Source organism: Belliella alkalica (assembly GCF_022549785.1).
GTDB classification, from domain to species: Bacteria; Bacteroidota; Bacteroidia; order Cytophagales; family Cyclobacteriaceae; genus Belliella; species Belliella alkalica.
Genome location: NZ_JAKZGO010000010.1, coordinates 109,238 through 132,162, shown reverse-complemented (window position 1 = coordinate 132,162; position 22,925 = coordinate 109,238). Strand labels below are relative to the sequence as shown.

The following is a 22,925-nucleotide window of genomic DNA, read 5'->3' as shown; positions in this document are numbered from 1 at the left end:
TTAATTGATAAAATATACTATTCCGAGTTTAAACACAGTACTATTTCTTCCAAAAGCCTGAAACCTAACTTCAGGATTTATCCCCAATTCATCAGAAATCTTAAGCATTCCTCCTGCTCCTAGATTCATTGAATTAAAATCAAACCTACCTTGTGGGTTAAATTCAAAAACCCTTCTGTAAAAACCATACCCAGCAGTCACATACCATTGCTTTTCCTTTTCTGTGAGATAATATCTGGCATTTATGTCAATAGCCCGTGCATTTCCTGTAGCAGGAGTAAAAAATGTAAATGACGGAACTACCGAGAAATAATTTACAGGAAAATATTCACCAGTAAAATTCAACCCAAAAAACGGCTTATCATAAGCCATTTCATATGCATGTATAGCCCTATACTGCCCTTTATATTGAGCTGAAGCAGAATTAATTATAAAAAACAGCACTGCTATTATTATTAAACTTCTCATTATCTATCTTAATTAAAATGCAAAATCTCGTGTAAGTGGTTTTCTTTTTCCTCTGAAATCAAAAGTATACATTACATTAAGCCTGATAATATGTCGATTTCTGTACGTTGCTGGAGTTGCAGTAGGGCCATAAGTCCACATATGCCCACCAAAAAACATGTAGTTGTTATAAGTATATCCTATCGCTGTATATATCCTATTTTCTTCGAAAATATTCCAAACCTGCTTCCCTGTTTCAAAGAAAAACTCATTAGATGGAGCTATGAAAAAAGTCTTGTTTTCCATTCTAGGCTTATTCAAAGGAACATAAGCCGTAATTTTGTATCTCCACCTATCGGTATAATTAAACTCCGCACCTAAGTCATTGTTTCTTTTGAACCTGTGTTCAAAACGGAATTGGTGAAGCACTTTAACAGGCCCAACAGACTGAGTCAATAACCACTGATGCCAAAACCTTGGTTCTAACACTGAATCCACATACTCAGGATTCCCTCTTTCAGGAGCAAAATTCCACACCAAAGTAGGACCAAATGTAACTTCAAAGTAATCTGTAAACATATAGGTCATACCAAACCTATTGTATAACTGACTCATTCTACCAACAAAATCCAACCTATTATCAGCACTTGATCTTCTTCTGTAATGATTTTCCTGATACCACCACCACTTATCTGAGAACCTTAGCTTTAAATATAATCCATTCCAGTTTTCTGTAGTTGCCGGAAGACCTATTTTTTCATCTGGTATAATGACACCCTGACCTTTTGCAAAATCTACTTTTAAAAACAACAGAAGTATTACTACACTAATTTTTATTGACTTACTCAATACACTCATCTGCATCATTTTTTTATAATCCTAAATCAGATTCAATTTTATCAATTGAAGATCTTCTGTTGAGTCTTCTTTCTAAACTTCTGGTATCCTCATTTCTCAAATCTGACATTTTTCTAATCAATGCCTCAATTTTCCTTGTCCAATTTTTAACTTCTACATAATTCGTTTCATTATTAATACTCTTCACATAGTGGTTATATAATTTTTCCGCACTTTCAAAAAGCCTTTCTTTGAAACGTCTATCATATCTTTCGTTGAAAAATGCATTAAAAAACTCTTCTGTGTAAAACTCATCTAGAATCTCCCAATTTCTGGAAATATTTGCAAGTACCTCGTGCTGATTCTCTAGTTCTTCAACTAAGTCCAACATTCTATCAGCTTCTTGTTTTTTGGTAGAATACCGTTCTGCTTGCGCGTACCTTTCACTAATTCTTTCAAACTGTCCTTCTAATATGTTTTTTTGAACATTGGAAATTATGGATCTTGACAGTTCATCCAGCCCTTCTCTGTTTGCATATAAGGAATCCAAACTCTCTTTTAATGATTGAATTTCTTCCTCCAATAAAATCAGATCCGAGTCTTCTTTGATTCTATCCAACTGACTATCAACATAATTCCTTGTTTTTAAAGTATTTTCTCTTACTTGATTCAAATAATCATTGAGGGCAACAAAAAAATCTTCTCTAAAATCTTTTAATTCATACTCTAGTAACATTTTTTTATCTTCTTCTTGGAAGGAGTAATAAATTTCATCTTCAGATGTGATAAAGAAAATTCCTTCATCAACCATTTGATCCAAATCGTAATATTGAATATCTTTTGTCCTTATCTTTTCAAATAACTCCTTTGCATTGTTCAATTTATCATATTGAAATTCAAAAAATGCAAATGCTGATGATAAGGAGTCTGACCTTTGTCTGTTAAGTTTTAACGCGTTTTTATCTTTGTAATCTTGGTTAATCTTTTGAATTTGATCAAACTTACCCGGTAGCTCTTCTATAAGTTTCTGCTGCGATCTACTAAGTTCAAACACAAACTTTTTTGTATGTATCGGATAATCTATCAAATTATCATCTTGATTTACAAACCTTTGGTCATATTTCAAGATCTTAACCAGAAAATCAGATAAAAACTTATTTCCAGACTCTTGTGATTGATACTGATTTGAATTTGATAAAAAACCATCATTAAATAAAATCCCAAAGCTTTGGTCAGCTATTCTAAATTTCTGATTTGTACCAGCATTAACTTTCTTCAACCTTGCGATAGTCTCAAAGAATACAACTTCATCAATAACCTCATCGTCATTTAAGTCTCTTTTTACTAAGCCCAATAAAAACCCATCTTCATAATTTCTAACTTCACTTATCAGCTTACCATCTTCCTGATAGACCATGGTCCATTCACCATGCATAACTCCATTATCTTTAAGCTCTCCACGAATAAATTGCGTAAAGTTTCCAATGAATGATTTGAATTGAAACTTACCTTGAATATCTCCATTATTGAATAAAAATTCCTCTGCCTGTGCCTTTTTCTTCAAACTACCATCTGAAAATTCATTCTCCTCAAATACCCACTTTCCATTTGGAACTCCATTGAGGTAATTGGCTGTGAGCTTTATTTGACTACTTGCAAGATCTGATACAACTTTAAAATCAACAACATCCTTTAGTTCAATTTGATGACTTTCATCCAAATATTCCCAAAGACCTGACTTCTTGTCGCTTTCATAAAAACCTTGTATAATGGTTTTCAAAAACCTAGTTTCATCGTCTATATCCTTTTCACTCCTCACAAAATAAAACTCCCCTTGCTTCAACATTGCTCCTTCCTGACCTTCTACAAGCTGAAAAGTAGCATTTCCACTGATGTTATTGAATTTATACTCACCTTTATACTCATTTTGAGCAATCAAATGATTTGGCAAAACCAAAGTTAAAATAATAATTATATATGTTAATTTTTGAAATCTTCTCATTTTTAGAATTTAACAAATTAATGATTATACTGCTTTTTCTGATTGTTTCAAAAAACAAAAGTCCAAAAATTACTCCAAAATGGCAAAAAATATGATTTTTGTTTGACTTTTCGCAAATTTAGAATGCATTAAAAATATTTTTAAACAAATGAATATTTTACACAACCCGTTTAACCACAAATATTTTCAACAAAATAAACATGACTGATTAAATATTGTTTTTCATTATCAAGAAAAACCTACATCAAAAAAAAAGAGGGTTTCCCCTCTCATTTCTACTTATATCCCAAGGTCTTCATCATACTTTCACTCGTCTGCTCAGGTGCAAATAGCCAATGCTTCACGCTTCCATCTGTATCTCTGTCTATGATCACATGCTTTGGCGCAGGTATTAGGCAGTGCTGAATGCCGCCATAGCCACCCAAAGACTCTTGATAAGCTCCAGTATGGAAAAATCCAATGTATTGCTTTTTGCCATTGTCAGGTTTTGGAAGGTAGATATTGAACTGATGTGCTTCTGAATTGTAATAATCCATACTATCACAGGTCAATCCACCAAGATTGATATTATGGTATTCTTCATCCCAATTATTTACCGCCAGCATGATATACTTCTGATTCAACCCCCAACTATCTGGAAGTTGGGTGATGAAACTCCCATCTATCATATACCAAAGCTCCTTGTCATTTTGAAGCTTTTCGTCCAAAATAGAGTATAATACTGCACCACTTTCCCCTACTGTATAGCTTCCGAACTCTGTAAAGATATTTGGTTCCACGGTGTTGTTCTTTGCGCACATCCATTTGATGTTTTTGATAATCTGCTCAGCCATGTACTGATAGTCATAATCAAAAAACACATTGGTCTTGATCGGCCAACCTCCGCCGATGTCCATGGTATCGAGGCTTGGAGCGATTTTCTTCAAATCCACATACTTCTGGATGAAGCGAGTCAATTCCGACCAATAATAGGCTGTATCTCTTATTCCTGAATTGATGAAAAAATGTAGCATCTTCAAGGATACATTTGGATTATCCTTGATTTTTTCTTCATAAAGGCTCAAAATGTCATTGTATCTCACACCCAATCTTGAGGTATAGAAACCAAATTTCGGCTCTTCATCTGCTGCTATTCTAATACCTACTTGAAAAGGCACTTTGACATGCTCCAAGTAGTAATCTATTTCAGTAAGATTGTCAAGTACAGGCACACAGTTTACAAAACCATCATTCAGCAATTCTGTGATGTATTGCTTGTAAAGGTCTCTTTTGAAACCGTTGCATACAATATATGTTTGCTTAGTTATCTTTCCTTCTGCATAAAGACTTCTGACCAAGGGAATATCAAAAGTCGAAGATGTCTCTATATGAATGTCATTCTTCAACGCTTCATTTAATACAAAGCTGAAATGCGATGATTTGGTACAATAGCAATAGGTATATTGTCCTTTGTAGTCATGCTTTTCAATAGCATTTCCAAAAAAGGTCTTTGCATTTTGGATATTTTCAGAAATCTTAGGCAGATAGGTCAATTTCAAGGGAGTGCCATATGTATCTATGATTTCCATCAAATTGACACCATTGAAATGTAACTCATTGTTTTCGACTTTAAACTCCTTGGTTGGGAAATCAAAAGTCTGTTGGATAAGATCAACGTATTTATTCATTGTAAAGATTATGTCATTTAATGGATTACAAAATTTGCTTATATAATCCGTAAATCATAATGAAAAAGGGGAAAATCCGATTGGATTTTCCCCTTTTTTCTATTTTTCTCTTAATTTTCACAGGATCATGCAAAGAGCTTTTGAAGCAATAGACTTTGTTCAGCTTTGATGATTCTCTGGTTTTCGATGATTTGGTTCAAAATGCTCTTGAACCTGATTTCATCTTCGATAGACTTGATGATTTTATTAAGATAAGCTTTGGTAAGCTGTTCATTACTTGCATAAAATTTCAAAGTAAAGGTTTCATTTTCAGAAACATACTCCAAAACAACTCCTTCGGGTTTACCAAGACTTGCCAAGCCTCTGAACAAACCCTTCAACGAAGAATAAGACTCGTTGATCTGAAAATAAACAGCATGAAAAGTTTTTCTTGCTTCTGGGAAATTTGGAAAATCAAATTTTGCCGAATCAGTCACATTGATCATAGCACACATCTCTAAGACATTCATAACTCCAAGATCCTGAGAACCTGTGTTTGACTTTCTACTGATGTTTTGAAAAGCAAATGCGTTTGCGTTTTGATTTTCAGAGGTAGTGATGCTTGCTGTAACTGACATGGTAATGAATATTAATGTTTCACAAAATCATTGGCTTTTGCTACAATGACTCTTCAAAAGTAAAAGAACATTTTTTAATTTCCTAATAACCCTATAACTTTTATAGGGTAATGGTAAAATAATTTCTTAAACTGCTAATTTTTAGGTTTATAACTTTGACAATTCTACAATAGATTTATTCAATACACCAATCATTTCTGATCTCAATTGGTTAAAAAGTTTTCTGATTCTGCATGTTTCTTCATCTGTACATTCAAAACACGATTCGTAAAACTTCTCTGACACACATGGAATCAAAGCAACGGGTCCATCGATGATCCTCATAAGTTGGGTCACCGTAATTTCGTTAGGATCTTTTGCCAAAGAGTATCCTCCTACAGGGCCTCTCATACTTTTCACCACTTGATGCGTACGAAGATCTCTTAAGATGTTTTCTAAAAATTTGTAGGGAATATTTTCTTGTTCAGAAATAGATTTGGCTGATATTGGGGTTTTATCCTTATTTTCATAAAGAAAAAGAATTGTTTTTATAGCGTACTTAGCTCTTTTAGATAACATGTTAAAACTAATTTATCGACCCAAAGTACAAAAAAGAACACGAATTTCAGCAACTTTTCCGATTAGTAATCATTTGCGGAAGGTTTGGTGGGTATAAGTAAAGAATAATATGAAGAGATCTTGGATACACAGAACTTTGCCTGTAATGATTGAGAAAAATGATTTATCTTATCTCTGATATTAATTGATTTTAAATCCACCACAGCGGAAAAGTTACTCATAGATATTATCTATCAGCGAGCAATAAACCCTTGAATAAAAGCTACTGGCAAAGAAGCGTATTATCATAGAAGTGATTATAGAACAAGCTTTTCCAAATTTCAAAACTTTGAAAACCTATATCAAAACACTATCAGACTTCCTGAAAATTCATGGGTCTAAATGATTGTCAAGTAGAAGGTTCTAATACTTAAGAAAACTATCAGAACACCAACAATAAACATCAGTATTTTGGGATTCATTTTTTTGCAAATAATCGCTGCAAATGGTGAAGCCACCACACCGCCTATAATCAATCCAAGAACGGGGGCTAAACTCAATTCTTTGATAAAAAACAAAAATGTGGTTGCACTAGCCAAAGAGACGAAAATCTCTACAAAATTACCAGTACCAATAGCAAATCTTGGAACCTGACCTTTCCCCAAGAGCGTTGAGTTCACTATTGGTCCCCAACCTCCTCCTCCTATCGCGTCAGCAAAACCTCCTACTCCTGCTAAGTACGAAATACTTTTCTCCTTATGGTTGAATGTATTCTTTCTCCCTTTAAACACTTTTGACAAAATCACAAAACCCATCACCAGCAAATATATGGCAATCACAGGTTTAATTATTCTACTATCTATATTGGAAAGGAAAAATGCACCTATTATAGCACCTAACACTCCTGGCAAAATCAACCTCTTAGCCAAATCCCACTTTACATTGCCGAGCCTCCAATGGGAAAATCCCGATGCCAAACTTGTAAACACTTGTGCAAAATGAACCCATGCACTCGCTATCGCAGGAGGAATCCCGATTCCTAACAAAATAGAATTTGAAGTAACACCATAAGCCATCCCCAAAGCACCATCAATCGTCTGGGCAACAAAGCCAACCAACAAAAACCAAAGGAACATCTCCCAATCTAAATCCTGAACTGTTAAAATACCGGAAAATGACTTGTAGCTTATCAATAGAACAAGTAAAAAACTCACTCCAAAAAAAACTCCCCAAAATGGTTCTTCTTTGATTCTTAAAATTACTCTTTCCATCACTTTAATATTTTATTGCTGCAAGCTAAAAAGCAATTCATATTAAAACAACAATTCCTATATGTTTTATAGGAATTGTTGTGAAATAAAATTACCGGATGGAATAACTAAGCGTAAGCCCGAAGGTTCTAGGGTCTCCCAATACACCTGCATAATGCCCTATATTGCCTGCTCCAGGTAATAGTTGCTCAAAATAGTTTTTGTCAAAAATATTTCTACTCCAGAGGAAAACCGAAAACCCTTCTTCTGTTCTGAACCCTGCCCTAACATTGATCAATTCGTATCCATCAACATTCAAGAATTGGGATGGTGAAGGGCTGGTAGAAAACTCAGATCTAAAAAATCCTTCCAAAGCAATAAAAGATTTTCCTTGTTTTGAGATGAATTTTGAATCTTTTGAAAGCTCAGCTCCAATAGACCCTGCCCATTTGGAAATACCAGGCAACCTGCCTCCAGAAATATCCTTGAAACTTTCACCGCCTACTTCCTCAAGTGGGACTGGTGCATTTTCAAATTTGACATACTTGCCATCTGTATAAGCCAAAGAGCCAAAAATTTTAAAATTTCTCGAAGCAGACCAAGATCCATCAAGTTCTACACCCGATACCCTCACCAATTCAGCATTTGCCAAATAGCCTCTATTTACGCTCAAATCTGGCGTCTGAACAAGCGTTTGGAAGTTTTTGATATCCGATCGATGAAAAATCAGGTTAAGCGTAGCTCTTTTGGTTGGATTGGTTTTTACCCCCAATTCATAGTGGGAAACATCTTCAGGCTCTATTCTGGCAAGGTCGAGCAATGTTTCACCATTTTCTCTAGGCAAGCCACCCAAGTTAATCCCAACAGGCTTAAAGCTTTTTGAGTAAGTAGCAAATGTATTGATCCAAGAATTTGCAGCATAAGCCAAAGTCAACTGGCCAGAAACATTTGATTCGGTCACATCAGCTTCGAACTCCTGTGCGTTGTAAACAGAATTTTTCAGCGCTATCAATGCTGGATCATCTGTCTGAAGCCCACCATAAACTTGTCTGTCAAATTTAACCCGCTTCTCATCATAGTTATACCTGATTCCAGGCAACACACTGAATTTGTCTGTGACCTTCCAATCCAACTGTCCAAAAACAGCAGCACTCAAACTTAGTAAACTACTTCTCGTCTTCGTTCCGTAACCATCAAGTAAACCAGGAGTTGTCCACAATGGACTTGTGGAACTCTGAACAAACCTCCACTGATCTCTCCCGGACTCTTCGGTATGTACGTCATTTGACCTAAGGTTCTGGGTTAGATTATATACACCCACTACACCACTTAGCTTAGATGAAAATTCCCCCGCATACCTCATCTCGTGAGACCATTGGTCATGTTTTGACGGTGCTTGGGACAAAGACAAAGCTTGAAGTCCAGTAAAATCCCTATCGTTGGATGGATCCCAATTCCAATACCTCCATGCAGAAGTTGCTGTCAAAGTCCCAGATCCAATTTTATAGTCTACATTCACAGAAACCCCGCCAAGATCATTTCCGGATCTCCAAGGTGTATCATGATCTATGATTCGATCAAAAGCATTTTGAGAGGGTAATGTGTAGTTTAAGTCTGAAATTATTTGGTTAAACTGTCTAAATGGTTGTCTCCTGGTCTCTACAACTCCAGCTACTACTTGTGCAAAACCATCAGGCCTCTGTCTTGTAACATCACCCGCCACCAAAATTTCAACATTATCATTTGGCAAATACAACAATTGACCTCTCAAACCTAAGTTATTGATCGTATTCTCACGTCTTTGAGTAGCCACATTATAAAGCGTTCCATCTCTATGGCTTCCCGAGAATGACAACCTACCTGCAACCTTTTCCGTCAAGGGTCCTGTAATTGAACTTTTGGATTGGATAAACCCCAAATTACCAAAACTGGTCTCAAAGTTAACTTTTGGCTGAAAGCTAGGTCTTCTTGTAGTAATGTTGAATGCACCGGAAGTAGTGTTTTTGCCAAAAAGTGTACCCTGGGGCCCTCGCAGCACTTCTATCTGCTCAATATCAATAAAATCAAGTGTAGTCACAGCAGGTCTTGCGTAGTAAACCCCATCCACATAAAAACCCACTCCTGGATCTATCCCATCATTTGTCAAGCCAAATGTCGATCCAAGTCCCCTAATATTTAGGGTAGTATTTCGTGGATTTGAGGAGTAAAGTTGAACACTTGGAACAAGTTCTTTGAGTCTGTTCACATTGAATGCCCCTGCTTCTTCAACCAAAGCACCCGATACCACAGAAATGGGAATTGGTACTTTTTGGATCTCCTCAGCACGTCTCCTAGCAGTAATCACAACCTCAGCAAGGATATTTTCATCTTCCAACACGACCGTCAGAGGTGAGGAAGATATCTGATTGATTCTTTGGGATTTTGATTCAAATCCAACAAAACTAAACTCCAGTGTAAATGGAGGCTGTCTATCTGTAGAAATATTGAAATTTCCATTTTCATCAGTCAAGGCAAACAAATTTGAGCCTTTGATAACCACCGTAGCTCCAACCAATGCCAAACCATCAGAATCGGAGACTTTCCCAGAGATGATTTCTTGACTATATCCAATTCTGAAAATGCCCAGAACTAATAGAAATGAAATGTAGAGTGTTTTCATAAAAATGCCTTTTTTTTGATTTAATTATTATTTTATATTATTCAGATTATTCATACTTATTTTATATGATTAAAAATCACATCAAAAGGATGATGATTAATTGTAATTACAAATGTAAAAATAAAATCAAATAAACCTATAATCCCTATCTTTTTTGTAGGAATTAAAATTTAAATTTACTACTTACATCAATGGATCTACCTCTTTAATTTTTATAAAAATGTAATTCGAAGTCAATCAAAGCTCTTCAAAACCTTCAAATCTGAAAAACAATGGATTTTGACTTGTCAACAAATTGTAGCGCTTTTCTACATGCTGTTGAATAAGTCCACAATGAACTAGTGGTAAAATCTAAGAAAATGAGTGTTTTTGGCGGTTTTTTCATTTGGAATAATTCTAGTCTAAAAATTTCCAAATCAACAAATCCACCTACCGATGAAAAAATATACTATACTAATTTTAACAATGACCCTATTGTTATTCTTGGGGTCAAAAAGCCTATACGCCCAAGGAACCACCAGTTCGGGTATGACAGGTCTAATTTTAGATGCCGAAAAAGAACCACTCCCTGGCGCTACTATCCAAGCAGTTCACAAACCATCAGGGACAAATTATACAATGGTCACTCAACCCAATGGTAGGTTTACGATCCCAGGAATGCGAACAGGTGGGCCTTATGAGGTGACTGTTTCTTTCATTGGATTTGAACCCATAGTTTACGATAACATCACACTAAGATTAGGTCAGAGATATGTCCTCAACGTAACGATGGACGATGAAGGAATAGAAATGGATGCTGTAGAAATCGCTGCGTTCAAGGACCCACTTTTGAATGATGAAAAAACAGGTGCTTCCACTACCATCAACAGAGAAGCTATAACTACAATGCCTACATTGAGTAGAAGTGTTCAGGATTTTACAAGATTGACACCACAGTCTTCTGGAGAATCTTTTGCCGGACAGGATCCAAAGGCTATCAATTTCTCTTTGGATGGGAGTGTTTTCAACAATGCGTTTGGACTATCAGGGTCTATTCCTGGAGCGCCTACAGGATCTACACCTATTTCTTTGGAAGCAATAGAAGAAATCCAAGTCAACATTGCTCCTTATGATGTCACACAAGGTGGGTTTACCGGTGCTGCCATCAATGCGATCACAAGGTCTGGAGACAATGAAATGAGAGGTTCGGCTTTTGTCAACAACAGAAACCAAAGAATGGTCGGCACCAATGCAAGAGGTTCTGATGTAGTCACTGATGACTTCAGCGTACAGCAATATGGATTTAGACTAGGTGGCCCAATTATCAAAAACAAGTTATTTTTCTTCATTAGTGCCGAATCTGAAAGAAGAAGTGATCCAAACTCCCCTTTTGTAGCGGCTGCTCCAGGCAGAACTGGCGCAAACGTCACCAGAGTTCAAAAATCCGACATGGATGAATTAAGGGGATTCTTGAATGATAACTTCGGGTATGACCCTGGTGAATATGAAGATTACAATTTACCTACCAGATCAGACAAATTTTTGATCAAATTGGATTACAATATCAATGAAAATCACAAGCTAAGCGCAAGATTCAACACATTGATTTCCTCCATGGAAAGACCTGTAGCTCGAACATCATTAGGCTTTGGAGGTAGAAACCAAAACTTGTTCTCACTTAATTACGCAAACTCAAACTACTTGCTCAATGATGACATCTATTCAGGAATAGTAGAGCTTCAGTCAAATTTTGGGAATAAATTTTCAAATGAACTTCGATTTGGGTTAACTGCAAATAGAAACTCCCGATCGTGGGGAGGCGGAGACTTTCCAATGGTAGATATTCTTGAAGGAGGAAGAAATTACATTTCTTTCGGTACTGACCTTCTATCACCAAACAGAGGTTTGGACTCTGATACTTGGCAAATCCAAAACAACTTTACAGCATATCTTGGTAACCACACAGTTACAGCTGGATTGAATTTTGAGTATTTTGATTTCAGATACACATTTACCCCGACATTTTTCGGACATTATGTTTACAATTCCCTAGACGATTTTTACAGGGATGCAGCGGGTGAAGAAGTAGAACTTAGAAGGTTCCAACGTCAATATTCTGCACTTCCTGGAGGAGGAATACCTACTGCCAATACCCAGGCATACATAGCTAGTGCATATATCCAAGACGAGATCAATGTTACAAATAATCTGAAAGTGACTGCTGGACTTAGACTTGATGTTCCATTTTATGGACAAACTGCAGAGAGAAATATTGCAGCTGAAAGTTTGAATTTCCAAAAACCAAACGGGGAACCTATCACAATCAGGACAGACAGACTCCCTGAACCACAGTATATGTGGAGTCCAAGACTTGGGTTCAATTGGGATGTTCTTGGAGACAGAAACTTCCAGATAAGAGGTGGAACAGGCTTGTTTTCCGGAAGACCTATCTACATCAACATTTCCAATATGGTAAATACCAATGGAGTGCTGCAAGGACAAATTAGAGAGGATAATACCACCAACTTTCCTTTTAATCCGGATGTAAATGCTTACATCCCTTCCAATGGGGGCGCTCCTGACTCCTATGATCTGGCTTATATAGATCCAGGATTCAGGAATCCTCAGGTTTGGAGGTCAAATATTGGAATCGATAAGGATTTGTTTGGAGGTTTGGTTGCTACTTTCGAAGCCATCTATACACAACAAGTAAGTGATCTACTATTTTATGACTCCAATTTGCGACCATCGACTAGAAACCTTGCTGGGCCTGATGATAGACCACTTTATGGATTCAGCGATGAAGCAAATAGGCTAAATCAAAATATCACAAATGCTGTGGTTTTGGATAATACAAGCCAAGGTTATTCTTATAGTTTGACATTTCAATTACAGAAAAACTTCAGCAGTGGCCTTCACGCTATGGCAGCATACAACTATGCTGTTGCAAAAAACATGGTAGATGGAAATACACAACATTTTCTGTCTTATGAAAACATTGCATCTGTGAGAGGCGGGAATTATCCTGAATTAGGATTCTCTTTAGATGACCAAAGACATCGATTGATAAGTTCTGTTGGGTATAGAAAAGAATATGCGAAAAACTTTGCTACTTCTGTTTCATTATTCTATGAACTTCGGAATCAAGGCGTTGAATCTTATGTTTACAACACAGATATAAATGGTGATCAGATCGTAGGAAATGATTTGCTCTTTGTGCCAACAACGGCGCAATTAGATGAAATGCTGTTTGAACCATTGACAGTAAACGGGACCACATTTAGTGCAGCAGACCAAAGAGCTGCTTTCAACCAATTTATTGAGCAAGATGCACATCTAAGTACAAGAAGAGGAATGTATGCTTTGAGAAATGGGGTTCAATTCCCAGTTGTGGGAAGACTTGATCTTTCTTTTATGCAAGAATTCTTTCTAAATATTGGAGGAAAAAGAAATACTCTTCAGCTTAGAGCCGATGTTTTCAACTTCACGAATATGATCAACAACAAATGGGGAGTTGGTCAAATCATCACCAACGAATCTCCTATTGGGATAGTTGGAATTGATCCAACTACAAACATCCCAACTTATCAAATGAACCCATCGAATGGAAACCTTGTATCTGACAGCTTTACCAGAACTGCTAACATCGGAGATGTTTGGCAGATGCAACTAGGTTTGAGATACATTTTCAATTAACAATTACCCCATAAGAGGGCTGCCAAAATTTTTCGATAAATGATTGATAAGTTTATAGAAAAGGCGGCCCTTATTTTTTTTAAAAATTATTCCCCTACCTAATCAAAATATTTGTTATTTTGAATGAAAGACAATAAAACCCCATTTTTATTCTTTCACAAGTGTCCAAAAAATTATCAAAATGGTTTTTCGGTCAATTTTGACTACTTTTGCCCAAATATTTGAAGCTTACAGAAGATAAACCCGATTATATCAAGACCATTTATGAGAAAAATTAAACTAGTAGAAGTCCGTTCTGAAATCGCTGCAGGAACGCGAGGAGCCAGTTTGGGAATTGATGCCCTAAAGATTGCCAGTTTGGATAAAGCCTCTGATTTTTTCACAAAATTTGACCCTATTAATGTTCCTGATGCCAACAACTTCTTATGGAAAGGCAACAAACATCCACATGCAAAGTACATAGATGGAGTATATCAAGTATTGAAAAATGTCTATAGTACGATAGAATCCCTCAGACTAGAAAAGAAATTCCCCATAGTACTTGCCGGTGATCATTCTACTGCAGCAGGAACCATCATGGGTATCAAATCCGCCGATCCTAATAAAAGACTTGGGGTAATTTGGATTGACGCGCACGCTGATTTACACACACCTTATACTACTCCCTCGGGCAATATGCATGGTATGCCTTTGGCCATGTGTATCAAAACTGACAATATGGACTGCCAAGTGAATGAACCTGGTGAAGAAACCATTCAGTATTGGGAGAAAATTAAAAATATTGGAGGCGAAATGCCTAAAATTAACCCAAAAGATATTGTATTCATTTCGGTACGAGATACAGAAGAACCAGAAAACCACATCATCAAAAAAAATGGAATCAAAAATTTCACTACCGAGGAAGTAAGAGAAAAAGGGGTGGTGGAAATCGCAAAATTAGCCCTTGAGACACTGAAAGATTGTGATCAAGTCTATATTTCCTTTGATGTGGACAGCATGGACAGTTCTATCTCTGTAGGTACAGGCACTCCTGTTGCGAATGGATTGACAGTAGAAGAAGCTATTGAGCTCAATACTGAACTCATCAAAGACAAAAGAGTCTGCTGCTGGGAAATTGTAGAGGTAAACCCAACCCTTGACACCGAAAATCTTATGGCCGAAAATGCTTTTGAAGTATTAGAAGCCACAACGAGATCATTAGTAGAAAATTACTAAAAACTAACTTTCCTTCACCGCAAGGCTACGCAAAGATTAATGAAAATCCCAAATCAAAACCTTTGCAGCAAAAAACACCCTAGAAGCCTTTTCATCACCTTAGTATCATTTATACATTAAGGTGGGGAATGGACTGCGGAAAGAAAAAACCTTTCCCTATCTTTGCAGACTTAGAAAAAAACAATCCAAGTCAACAATATAAATAAGATGAATTTAGAAGAACAAATTATTCCCGTTATCCAAAAAGGATTTAGGGAGGTTTTTGGTCATGAGGTTTCTTTGGAAGAGTTAGGTTTGCAACCGACTAGAAAAGAATTTGAAGGGACATATACATTTGTGATGTTTCCTTATCTCAAGGTTACCAAAATGGCTCCTGAAGCAAGTGGAAATAAGCTCGGGGATTTTTTGGTTGCAAACAGTGATTTAGTGACAGCTTACAATGTTGTGAAAGGTTTTTTGAATATTTCAGTTGCACAAGCTTCATGGATCCAAATATTCAGTGACCTTTATTCCAATCCAAACTTTGGTCAACTTCCTGCAAATGGAAAGAAAGTAATGGTAGAATACTCTTCTCCCAACACCAATAAGCCTCTTCATCTAGGCCATCTTCGAAATAATTTTTTGGGTTATTCAATTTCTGAAATCCTCAAAGCAAACGGCTACGAAGTAACAAAAGCCAACCTTGTCAATGACCGAGGCATACATATATGCAAATCTATGGTCGCTTACCAGCATTTCGGGAATAATGAAACTCCACAATCTTCGGGATTGAAAGGAGATCATTTGGCGGGTAAGTACTATGTTATTTTTGATAAAGAATACAAAAAACAAATCAGTGAACTAGCTGCCCAGGGCCAGTCAGAAGATGAAGCAAAAAAGAATGCTCCACTGATGCTTGAAGCCCAGGAAATGCTCCGTAAGTGGGAAGCCAATGATGCTGAGACTGTTGATCTATGGAAATTGATGAATGGCTGGGTGTATGAAGGTTTTGAAGCAACTTACCAAAAAATGGGTGTCAATTTCGACAAATACTACTATGAATCTGACACATACCTTTTAGGGAAAGACATTGTAGAAGAAGGCCTTACCAAGGGTGTATTCTTCAAAAAAGACAATGGTTCCACTTGGGTAGATTTGAGTGAGGAAGGTTTGGATGAAAAATTGGTACTGAGAGGAGACGGCACTTCCGTTTATATCACCCAAGATATGGGGACTTGCGATTTAAAGTTCAATGACTTCGGTTTCGACAAATCCATTTATGTGGTGGGAAATGAGCAAGATTATCATTTCGATGTCTTATTCAAAATCATGAGAAAACTTGGTCGCCCATATGGTGAAGGACTTTATCATCTTTCCTATGGCATGGTAGATCTTCCAACAGGCAAAATGAAATCCCGTGAAGGAACTGTAGTAGATGCTGATGATTTGATGCATGAAATGGTCACAACTGCTGAGACTCATACGAAGGAACTTGGGAAGATCGAAGGTTTTTCACAGCAAGAAGCTGCTGAGTTATATGAGACTTTAGGATTGGGAGCTTTGAAATACTTCTTGCTAAAGGTAGATCCAAAAAAGAGAATGCTCTTCAATCCCCAAGAATCAATAGAGTTCCAAGGGAATACTGGGCCTTTCATTCAATATTCCCATGCAAGAATTGCTTCTATATTGAGAAAAGCTGAGCAAATCGGTGTGAATTTTAAAACTGATGGTTTTGAAGGAATTGACAAATTGGAAGATGCTGAGAGAGATTTGATCATCGTCTTGTATGATTTCGAGAAAAAAATCAAACAAGCAGGTGAAGACTACTCTCCTGCCCTACTTGCCCAATACTTATTCGATTTGGCAAAAGAATACAATCGCTTCTATGCAGAGCAATCCATTTTCAACGAGTCTGACGAAAAGATCCAAGCTTTCAGAGTTGCTTTATCAGCCTTGACAGCCAAAACAATCAAAGGCGGAATGAAGTTGTTAGGAATAAATGTCCCAGATAGAATGTAAAAAACTACTATGAAAAACTTATTGGCAATTCTCGTACTGATTGCTTTTGCTTGTACTTCAAGTGTACAAAAAAAAGAACCACAAAATTCAGATCCACTAACCTTAGACAAAATGATCATGGAAAAATCTATTTACGATTTTAAGCTAAATGATATCGATGGCAATGAAGTCGATTTCAGCCAATTCAAAGGTAAAAAACTCCTATTGGTCAATGTCGCTTCCAAATGTGGATATACACCACAGTATGAAGATCTTCAAAAATTGAATGAAGAATATGGAGAAAAGGTGGTCATCCTAGCATTTCCTGCAAACAATTTTGGAGGACAGGAGCCGGGAACCAATGAAGATATCAAGCAGTTCTGCAGCACAAATTATGGAGTGACTTTTCAGATGTTTGACAAAATATCTGTCAAAGGTGCTGACAAACACCCTTTGTATAGGTGGCTATCCGACAAAGACCTAAATGGTTGGAATGATAAAGAGCCAAGTTGGAATTTCTGCAAATACTTTATCGATGAAAACGGTGAATTGAAAAAGTTCTTCGCCTCATCAGTAAACCCAATGGATGATGAAATTATCAACCTTATAAAATCCTAATTTTTAGGATTCTAATCAATTTTAGACCTGTTTTCTTAGGAAAACAGGTCTTTTTATTATTTTAGCAAAAAAAAACACAACGTGGAAATCACTCTTGCGAGTAAAAAACAAGCTTGGCTTCATGCTATTAGACTGAGAACTTTACCTTTGGCTTTGTCGAGCATCTTGATGGGCTCCATTCTCGCTGCCTCAAACAATAGCTTTCGGTTGGAAATATTCATTCTAGCAGCTATCACCACCATTTTCCTTCAAATACTGTCCAATTTAGCAAATGACTATGGTGACAGTGTACATGGAGCAGATAGCATCGACAGGAAAGGCCCTATCAGAGCGGTGCAATCAGGAGTAATTAGCCTTTCGGAAATGAAGAAAGCGATGATTCTTTTTGCAGTTCTTTCTCTGGTCAGCGGTTTGATTTTACTTTATATCAGCTTGAATGATTGGAGACTTTTCTTTCTATTCTTAGGATTGGGAATCTTAGCTATTATAGCTGCAGTGACTTACACATCTGGCAAAAAACCTTATGGATACGCTGGACTTGGAGACATTTCTGTTTTTCTATTCTTTGGGTTACTTGGAGTATCTGGAACGTATTTTCTCCACACATTGAGTTTTGATTGGATCAATTTATTACCAGCTGTCTCTTTGGGAATGTTCAGCACAGCAGTTTTGAATATCAATAATATCAGGGATATAGAATCCGACACCAAAGCAGGCAAGAAATCTATTCCCGTCAGAATTGGGAAAAAAGCTGCCGTAAAATATAACTGGAGTCTTATTCTTGGTGGCAACATCACAATCATCGTATTCGCTATCATTCAAAATTCTTATTGGTCTCTTTTCCCAATTTTGATTTCTCCCCTAATGATTCGAGTAGCTGTTGGAGTAAGTCAGGGTGAAAATTCTGCAATGATAGACCCTTATCTCAAAAAAATGGCGATTTCTACATTACTTTGGGTAATTGCATTTGGGATAGGTTTCTTTATTTTTAATTAATTGGTCAAACCTTTAACTTGATTACTTATTTTTTGTATTTTCCTGAATCTAAACCAAAACAATCACCATGAAAACTATCCTCGTACCTTATGATTTTTCTAAAGAAGCACAAAATGCCCTTGAATTTGCTCAAGGATTGGCTTCAAAAACCAAAGCTCACCTCAAGTTACTGCATGTCTTAGAAGCACCCACCATGACTTCCCTCGGGACGATGGGAACGGTAGAGTCCGGCAATGAAATCGATCAGATTTATGTAATCGAGCTGATCGAAAAACGAAAAACCCAACTAGCAGAAATCGAAGCCTTACATTCAAATGTTGATTACAAATTTTCGACAAAACTGGTATTTGGCAACCCTTATGCAGGAATCACAAAAGAAGTGACTGATTTTGATGCAAACTTAATTGTCATGGGTTCCAAAGGAACAAGTGGGCTAGAGGAGCTTTTGATAGGTAGCAATACAGAAAAGATTGTGAGAAATGCCTCTTGTCCTGTCATCACTGTCAAAGACAAAAGAGACATAAATGAGATCAAGAAAATAGTTTTTGCGAGCGATTTTGGAGAAAGTGCAGCCAAGGTGGTTAATAAACTTAAAAAACTAGTATCCGTGTTGGAAGCTGAATTAGCTTTGGTTAAAATAAATACTCCAAGTATGTTCGAAAACACACGCAGTTCCAAAAAAACTATGGAGGAGTTTGTAAAAGAACATCAGCTCGAAAACTACTCAATGGAAGTATTTAACAGTTCTTCAGAAGAAGAAGGAATTATAGAATTTGCCGAAGATTCGAATGCAGACTTGATTGCAATGGCAACTCATGGCAGAACAGGCTTCTTGCATCTGCTAAGTGGAAGCATCGCCGAAGATGTAGTAAATCATGCCAAAAGACCGGTATGGACAATGAAAGTGAAATAAAAAAATGGCAAAAAGTAAAAACAACGATTGGAAAAAAAGAGATGGAGTAGTTTACTCCACAAGTGATAACTTTGAGTTTGACTTAGGAGACGGTGATGAACAAAACACACTTCCACCTCAGCAGCAAAACCTCAAAGTGATGCTTGACAAAAAATCTCGAGGAGGTAAACAAGTGACATTGATCGAAGGATTTGTAGGTACAGAAGATGACTTAAAGGATTTGGGCAAGATGCTCAAAAACAAATGTGGTGTTGGAGGAAGTGCCAAAGACAATGAAATCCTAATTCAAGGTGACCACAGGGACAAAGTAGTCACCATTCTACAAGCCGCTGGCTATAAAGCCAAAAAATCAGGTGGCTGATTATTATAAAAACAACATAAAACAGATCGTCTATTTTTAGGCGATCTGTAAACTTTTGAACCAATTTGTTTTCTCTTTTTAAACAAACAAGATGAATTTGAATATTCTCAAATCAAGAACATTGTACCTCTTTGAGATTTTGCTGCTTATTCCTTGCTATCCTTTTTTGAAATCTGCTGGAAACAAACTTCGCAAAAACATCATAAAACTCCCTCCACATAGCGAATACTTGGAGTTTGGCACAAACAGCTCAAATCCAAATTTGCTTATAATCGGTGAATCCACTGCTGCTGGAGTTGGCGCAAGCAAAAAGGAAACTACTTTCGGATCAATGATGGCAGAAACGTTGCTTGACAATTACAACATTTTCAATGTCGGTAAAAACGGTTTGAAATCATCAAGACTCCTTACTTTGTACGAAAAGAATGAAAGTAAATTACCTGATTCTTTTGGAAAATGTATTGTGCTCATAGGTGCAAATGACTGCTTCCAATTCTCTTCACCTACAAAATTCACTAAAGGACTAAATGACTTTATCCTTTTTGTCAAGAAAGAAAAATCATGCGAGCAATTTATCATACCGCTTATTCCGCCAGTCCATCATTTCCCTGCGATCCCAAAAATCATCAGATTTTTTCTGAAAATCCATAGAGAAATACTGAGTTTGGAAGTGAAAAACATAGCTAAAAACAACCCAAAGGTCAGTTTTATCAATCAAAACGAAAAATATGAAGCAGCCTTTTTTGCAACAGATGGAATCCACCCTTCTGATGTAGGTTATAGGCTGATGACTGACTTGGTATCAATCTATATCAAAGAAAAAGGTGACCAAACCTAGCCACCTTTTTACTGAAAAATTGAACCACAAACTAAACCTGTTTACCTTCTAGTAAAAGGTATTATTGATTTATATAACCATTTACGAAATCAACATCGTTTTTGGATTTACAAAAGTTCATAATATTTCAACCAACACACATGACTCAATATATTGCACAGTTTGCTTTGATCGTCGATGATTATGATGATGCCATTGATTTTTACACAAAAAAATTAAATTTCAAACTACTCGAAGACACCCAAATCTCCGATTCCAAAAGATGGGTAAGAATAGCTCCTCCGGGCGCTACTGAATCAAACTGCCACATCCTGCTTGCCAAAGCTGTGGGAGAACAACAAAAGAATGCAATAGGAAACCAAACTGGTGGTAGAGTTTTTCTATTTTTACACACCGACGATTTTGAAAGAGACTATGAAAATCTGATTAAACACAACATCAAGATTTTCAGAGACAGGTCTTCAGAAAGCTTTGGGAAAGTTGTAGTTTTTGAGGATCTGTATGGAAACCTTTGGGATTTGATAGAACCAGCGAAAAATGATGCGTAAATTAAATATTGCAAAAACCATTTCCATAATTGGTCACCCACTGATGATTGGGACGATGTATGTTATCTTCATTTCTTTTCATGATTTGGAGAAAGAGACCGCTATGATCATCTCAGCTTCAATTTTATCCATTGTAACCTTCCCTATCATCATCCATAATTGGATCAAAACAAGAAATGGTTCGTACTCCAACTTTGATGTTTCCAACCAGCAGCAAAGAAGAAGTTTCTATCCATTCAGTATTTTGCTTTTTTTAATTTGTTTGATTTTTTTCTACATTTTGAAATTTCCTGATGTCGTGATTTTAACTACTCTTTCATTTTTGATGATGTTGATCAGTATGAGTTTGGTAAATCTGAAAGTGAAAGCGTCATTACACCTGGCTATCGCCATGTTTATTTCTGCCAAATTATTTGGAGTTGCAATTTACCTGGGTGTGTTTTTCTTGATTTTTAGTGTATTGATCGCATGGTCAAGAAAATATTTGGGAAGACATTCATTGCAAGAATTAACTATTGGAAGCATGAATGGCTTGCTTTTCGGAATATTAAGCGGGTATTTTTAAGTTTTCATACCGAATTTTCTCCATATCTGTAATTATTTCAGAAAAACATTCCCCAACTTTTGCTTGTTAACAATTGGTCTTTAACTTTGCGCACATCAATGAACAGAAATTTTCTCCATATCGACTTATTTTTGGCTACAGCTCATGCTGGAACTGTTCATCATATCCATCATTCCTCTTAAGGAGGAACAACATTTACATATCGCCCAAGGAGAGGCTGTTGATATATTTATACAGCCCTATCATCCAAATCATTTATTTGTTTTGTATTACTAAACGTATATTGCATACATGGAAAACATAATCCGCATAGCCGTTCAAAAAAGCGGAAGACTCAGCGAAGATTCATTAAGCCTTATCAAAGAATGTGGCATCAAGTTCTATAATGGAACAGGAAAATTAAAATCAACATCCACCAATTTCCCGATCGAATTTTTATTTCTGAGGGATGACGATATCCCAGGCTATGTAGCTGATGGAGTAGCTGATTTGGGAATAGTTGGTGAAAATGAACTCGTAGAAAAAGACAAAGATGTCAATGTTTTGAAGAAACTAGGTTTTTCAAAATGCAGGCTTTCACTCGCAATCCCAAAAGGTGAGGATTATCCCGGAATCAATTATTTTGACGGAAAAAACATTGCTACCTCCTATCCAAAAATCCTTGGCGATTACCTCAAAGAAAAAAATATCAAAGCTGAAATCCATGAAATCTCTGGATCGGTAGAAATTGCGCCAAGCATCGGGCTTGCTGAAGGTATCTGTGATATCGTAAGCTCAGGTTCTACCTTGATGATGAACGGATTGAAAGAAGTGGAGCAGATATTCAAATCTGAAGCTGTATTGATTTCCAACAAAAACTTAAGCCAAGAGAAAAAATCTATTGTCGACAAGTTGCTTTTCAGAATGAGTGCAGTGCAAACAGGAAAAAGCAATAAATATGTACTTCTCAATGCTCCAAACAAGTCTTTAGACAGAATAATCTCTTTGATTCCGGGAATGAGAAGTCCTACCATTTTGCCATTGGCAGAAGAAGGATGGTCATCTGTTCACTCGGTATTGAGCGAGGATCAGTTTTGGGAAAATATTGAAGAGCTGAGAGCCGCTGGAGCCGAGGGGATCCTAGTAGTGCCTATTGAGAAAATGGTGCTTTGATCAGCAAAACCCCAAGAATTTAATTCACAATTTTTCCCAAAGAAAAATTCA

General features: G+C 36.7%; 19 protein-coding genes. 11 read left to right on the top strand and 8 right to left on the bottom strand.

What is annotated here, in order from left to right:
* The 8 genes from MM213_RS13420 to MM213_RS13385 all read right to left on the bottom strand — a co-directional run bounded on the left by MM213_RS13420 (window position 1) and on the right by MM213_RS13385 (window position 10,016).
* Window positions 1-468 carry a hypothetical protein gene (locus MM213_RS13420; RefSeq protein ID WP_241412970.1) on the bottom strand — a complete coding sequence of 156 codons (468 nt, stop codon included), beginning with the start codon at window positions 466-468 and terminating at the stop codon, window positions 1-3.
* A 12-nt stretch (window positions 469-480) separates the two neighbouring features.
* Window positions 481-1,305, bottom strand: coding sequence for a DUF2490 domain-containing protein (locus MM213_RS13415; protein WP_241412968.1), 825 nt, complete (start codon window positions 1,303-1,305; stop codon window positions 481-483).
* A gap of 13 nt (window positions 1,306-1,318) precedes the next feature.
* Window positions 1,319-3,286, bottom strand: a complete 1,968-nt coding sequence (locus MM213_RS13410) for a toxin-antitoxin system YwqK family antitoxin (RefSeq protein ID WP_241412967.1) — start codon at window positions 3,284-3,286, stop codon at window positions 1,319-1,321.
* 275 nt (window positions 3,287-3,561) lie between these two features.
* Window positions 3,562-4,953: an arginine decarboxylase gene (locus tag MM213_RS13405; RefSeq protein WP_241412965.1), complete on the bottom strand. Its 1,392-nt coding sequence runs from the start codon at window positions 4,951-4,953 to the stop codon at window positions 3,562-3,564.
* A 125-nt stretch (window positions 4,954-5,078) separates the two neighbouring features.
* Window positions 5,079-5,570: a hypothetical protein gene (locus tag MM213_RS13400; RefSeq protein ID WP_241412963.1), complete on the bottom strand. Its 492-nt coding sequence runs from the start codon at window positions 5,568-5,570 to the stop codon at window positions 5,079-5,081.
* A gap of 147 nt (window positions 5,571-5,717) precedes the next feature.
* Window positions 5,718-6,128 (bottom strand): RrF2 family transcriptional regulator, encoded by a 411-nt coding sequence (locus MM213_RS13395; RefSeq protein ID WP_241412962.1) that lies wholly within the window; start codon window positions 6,126-6,128, stop codon window positions 5,718-5,720.
* Between the two features lie 377 nt (window positions 6,129-6,505).
* Window positions 6,506-7,378: a sulfite exporter TauE/SafE family protein gene (locus tag MM213_RS13390; RefSeq protein ID WP_241412961.1), complete on the bottom strand. Its 873-nt coding sequence runs from the start codon at window positions 7,376-7,378 to the stop codon at window positions 6,506-6,508.
* A gap of 91 nt (window positions 7,379-7,469) precedes the next feature.
* Entirely contained in the window at window positions 7,470-10,016 is a 2,547-nt protein-coding gene (locus tag MM213_RS13385; RefSeq protein ID WP_241412959.1) for a TonB-dependent receptor, read from the bottom strand.
* A gap of 465 nt (window positions 10,017-10,481) precedes the next feature.
* Here MM213_RS13385 and MM213_RS13380 point away from each other — a divergent pair, with 465 nt between their 5' ends.
* The 11 genes from MM213_RS13380 to hisG all read left to right on the top strand — a co-directional run bounded on the left by MM213_RS13380 (window position 10,482) and on the right by hisG (window position 22,874).
* Window positions 10,482-13,691: a TonB-dependent receptor gene (locus tag MM213_RS13380; protein ID WP_241412958.1), complete on the top strand. Its 3,210-nt coding sequence runs from the start codon at window positions 10,482-10,484 to the stop codon at window positions 13,689-13,691.
* Between the two features lie 264 nt (window positions 13,692-13,955).
* Window positions 13,956-14,906: an arginase gene (gene rocF, locus MM213_RS13375; RefSeq protein WP_241412956.1), complete on the top strand. Its 951-nt coding sequence runs from the start codon at window positions 13,956-13,958 to the stop codon at window positions 14,904-14,906.
* 207 nt (window positions 14,907-15,113) lie between these two features.
* Window positions 15,114-16,904 (top strand): arginine--tRNA ligase, encoded by a 1,791-nt coding sequence (argS, locus tag MM213_RS13370; protein ID WP_241412954.1) that lies wholly within the window; start codon window positions 15,114-15,116, stop codon window positions 16,902-16,904.
* A 9-nt stretch (window positions 16,905-16,913) separates the two neighbouring features.
* Window positions 16,914-17,501, top strand: coding sequence for a glutathione peroxidase (locus MM213_RS13365; RefSeq protein WP_241412952.1), 588 nt, complete (start codon window positions 16,914-16,916; stop codon window positions 17,499-17,501).
* A gap of 81 nt (window positions 17,502-17,582) precedes the next feature.
* A complete protein-coding gene (locus tag MM213_RS13360; protein WP_241412950.1) occupies window positions 17,583-18,497 on the top strand; it encodes a 1,4-dihydroxy-2-naphthoate polyprenyltransferase in 915 nt (304 codons plus the stop codon).
* A 67-nt stretch (window positions 18,498-18,564) separates the two neighbouring features.
* Window positions 18,565-19,410, top strand: coding sequence for a universal stress protein (locus MM213_RS13355; protein WP_241412948.1), 846 nt, complete (start codon window positions 18,565-18,567; stop codon window positions 19,408-19,410).
* 4 nt (window positions 19,411-19,414) lie between these two features.
* Window positions 19,415-19,771, top strand: a complete 357-nt coding sequence (locus tag MM213_RS13350; RefSeq protein WP_241412946.1) for a translation initiation factor — start codon at window positions 19,415-19,417, stop codon at window positions 19,769-19,771.
* Window positions 19,772-19,862: 91 nt separating this feature from the next.
* On the top strand, window positions 19,863-20,609 hold the full coding sequence (locus MM213_RS13345) for a GDSL-type esterase/lipase family protein (protein WP_241412945.1): 747 nt from the start codon (window positions 19,863-19,865) through the stop codon (window positions 20,607-20,609).
* Between the two features lie 140 nt (window positions 20,610-20,749).
* Window positions 20,750-21,157 (top strand): VOC family protein, encoded by a 408-nt coding sequence (locus tag MM213_RS13340; protein WP_241412944.1) that lies wholly within the window; start codon window positions 20,750-20,752, stop codon window positions 21,155-21,157.
* Window positions 21,147-21,722 (top strand): hypothetical protein, encoded by a 576-nt coding sequence (locus MM213_RS13335; RefSeq protein WP_241412943.1) that lies wholly within the window; start codon window positions 21,147-21,149, stop codon window positions 21,720-21,722. The genes MM213_RS13340 and MM213_RS13335 overlap by 11 nt, the downstream gene beginning before the upstream one ends.
* A gap of 291 nt (window positions 21,723-22,013) precedes the next feature.
* Window positions 22,014-22,874 carry an ATP phosphoribosyltransferase gene (hisG, locus tag MM213_RS13330; protein WP_241412942.1) on the top strand — a complete coding sequence of 287 codons (861 nt, stop codon included), beginning with the start codon at window positions 22,014-22,016 and terminating at the stop codon, window positions 22,872-22,874.
* The last annotated feature ends 51 nt before the right edge of the window (window positions 22,875-22,925 follow it).

Coding starts and splice junctions, on each gene's coding strand:
- MM213_RS13410 (WP_241412967.1), bottom strand. CDS start 3,286: ATGAGAAGATTTCAAAAATTAACATATATAATTATTATTTTAACTTTG.
- MM213_RS13420 (WP_241412970.1), bottom strand. CDS start 468: ATGAGAAGTTTAATAATAATAGCAGTGCTGTTTTTTATAATTAATTCT.
- MM213_RS13365 (WP_241412952.1), top strand. CDS start 16,914: ATGAAAAACTTATTGGCAATTCTCGTACTGATTGCTTTTGCTTGTACT.
- MM213_RS13380 (WP_241412958.1), top strand. CDS start 10,482: ATGACCCTATTGTTATTCTTGGGGTCAAAAAGCCTATACGCCCAAGGA.
- MM213_RS13350 (WP_241412946.1), top strand. CDS start 19,415: ATGGCAAAAAGTAAAAACAACGATTGGAAAAAAAGAGATGGAGTAGTT.
- MM213_RS13400 (WP_241412963.1), bottom strand. CDS start 5,570: ATGTCAGTTACAGCAAGCATCACTACCTCTGAAAATCAAAACGCAAAC.
- rocF (WP_241412956.1), top strand. CDS start 13,956: ATGAGAAAAATTAAACTAGTAGAAGTCCGTTCTGAAATCGCTGCAGGA.
- hisG (WP_241412942.1), top strand. CDS start 22,014: ATGGAAAACATAATCCGCATAGCCGTTCAAAAAAGCGGAAGACTCAGC.
- MM213_RS13345 (WP_241412945.1), top strand. CDS start 19,863: ATGAATTTGAATATTCTCAAATCAAGAACATTGTACCTCTTTGAGATT.
- MM213_RS13405 (WP_241412965.1), bottom strand. CDS start 4,953: ATGAATAAATACGTTGATCTTATCCAACAGACTTTTGATTTCCCAACC.
- MM213_RS13340 (WP_241412944.1), top strand. CDS start 20,750: ATGACTCAATATATTGCACAGTTTGCTTTGATCGTCGATGATTATGAT.
- MM213_RS13395 (WP_241412962.1), bottom strand. CDS start 6,128: ATGTTATCTAAAAGAGCTAAGTACGCTATAAAAACAATTCTTTTTCTT.
- MM213_RS13415 (WP_241412968.1), bottom strand. CDS start 1,305: ATGAGTGTATTGAGTAAGTCAATAAAAATTAGTGTAGTAATACTTCTG.
- MM213_RS13385 (WP_241412959.1), bottom strand. CDS start 10,016: ATGAAAACACTCTACATTTCATTTCTATTAGTTCTGGGCATTTTCAGA.
- MM213_RS13355 (WP_241412948.1), top strand. CDS start 18,565: ATGAAAACTATCCTCGTACCTTATGATTTTTCTAAAGAAGCACAAAAT.
- argS (WP_241412954.1), top strand. CDS start 15,114: ATGAATTTAGAAGAACAAATTATTCCCGTTATCCAAAAAGGATTTAGG.
- MM213_RS13390 (WP_241412961.1), bottom strand. CDS start 7,378: ATGGAAAGAGTAATTTTAAGAATCAAAGAAGAACCATTTTGGGGAGTT.
- MM213_RS13335 (WP_241412943.1), top strand. CDS start 21,147: ATGATGCGTAAATTAAATATTGCAAAAACCATTTCCATAATTGGTCAC.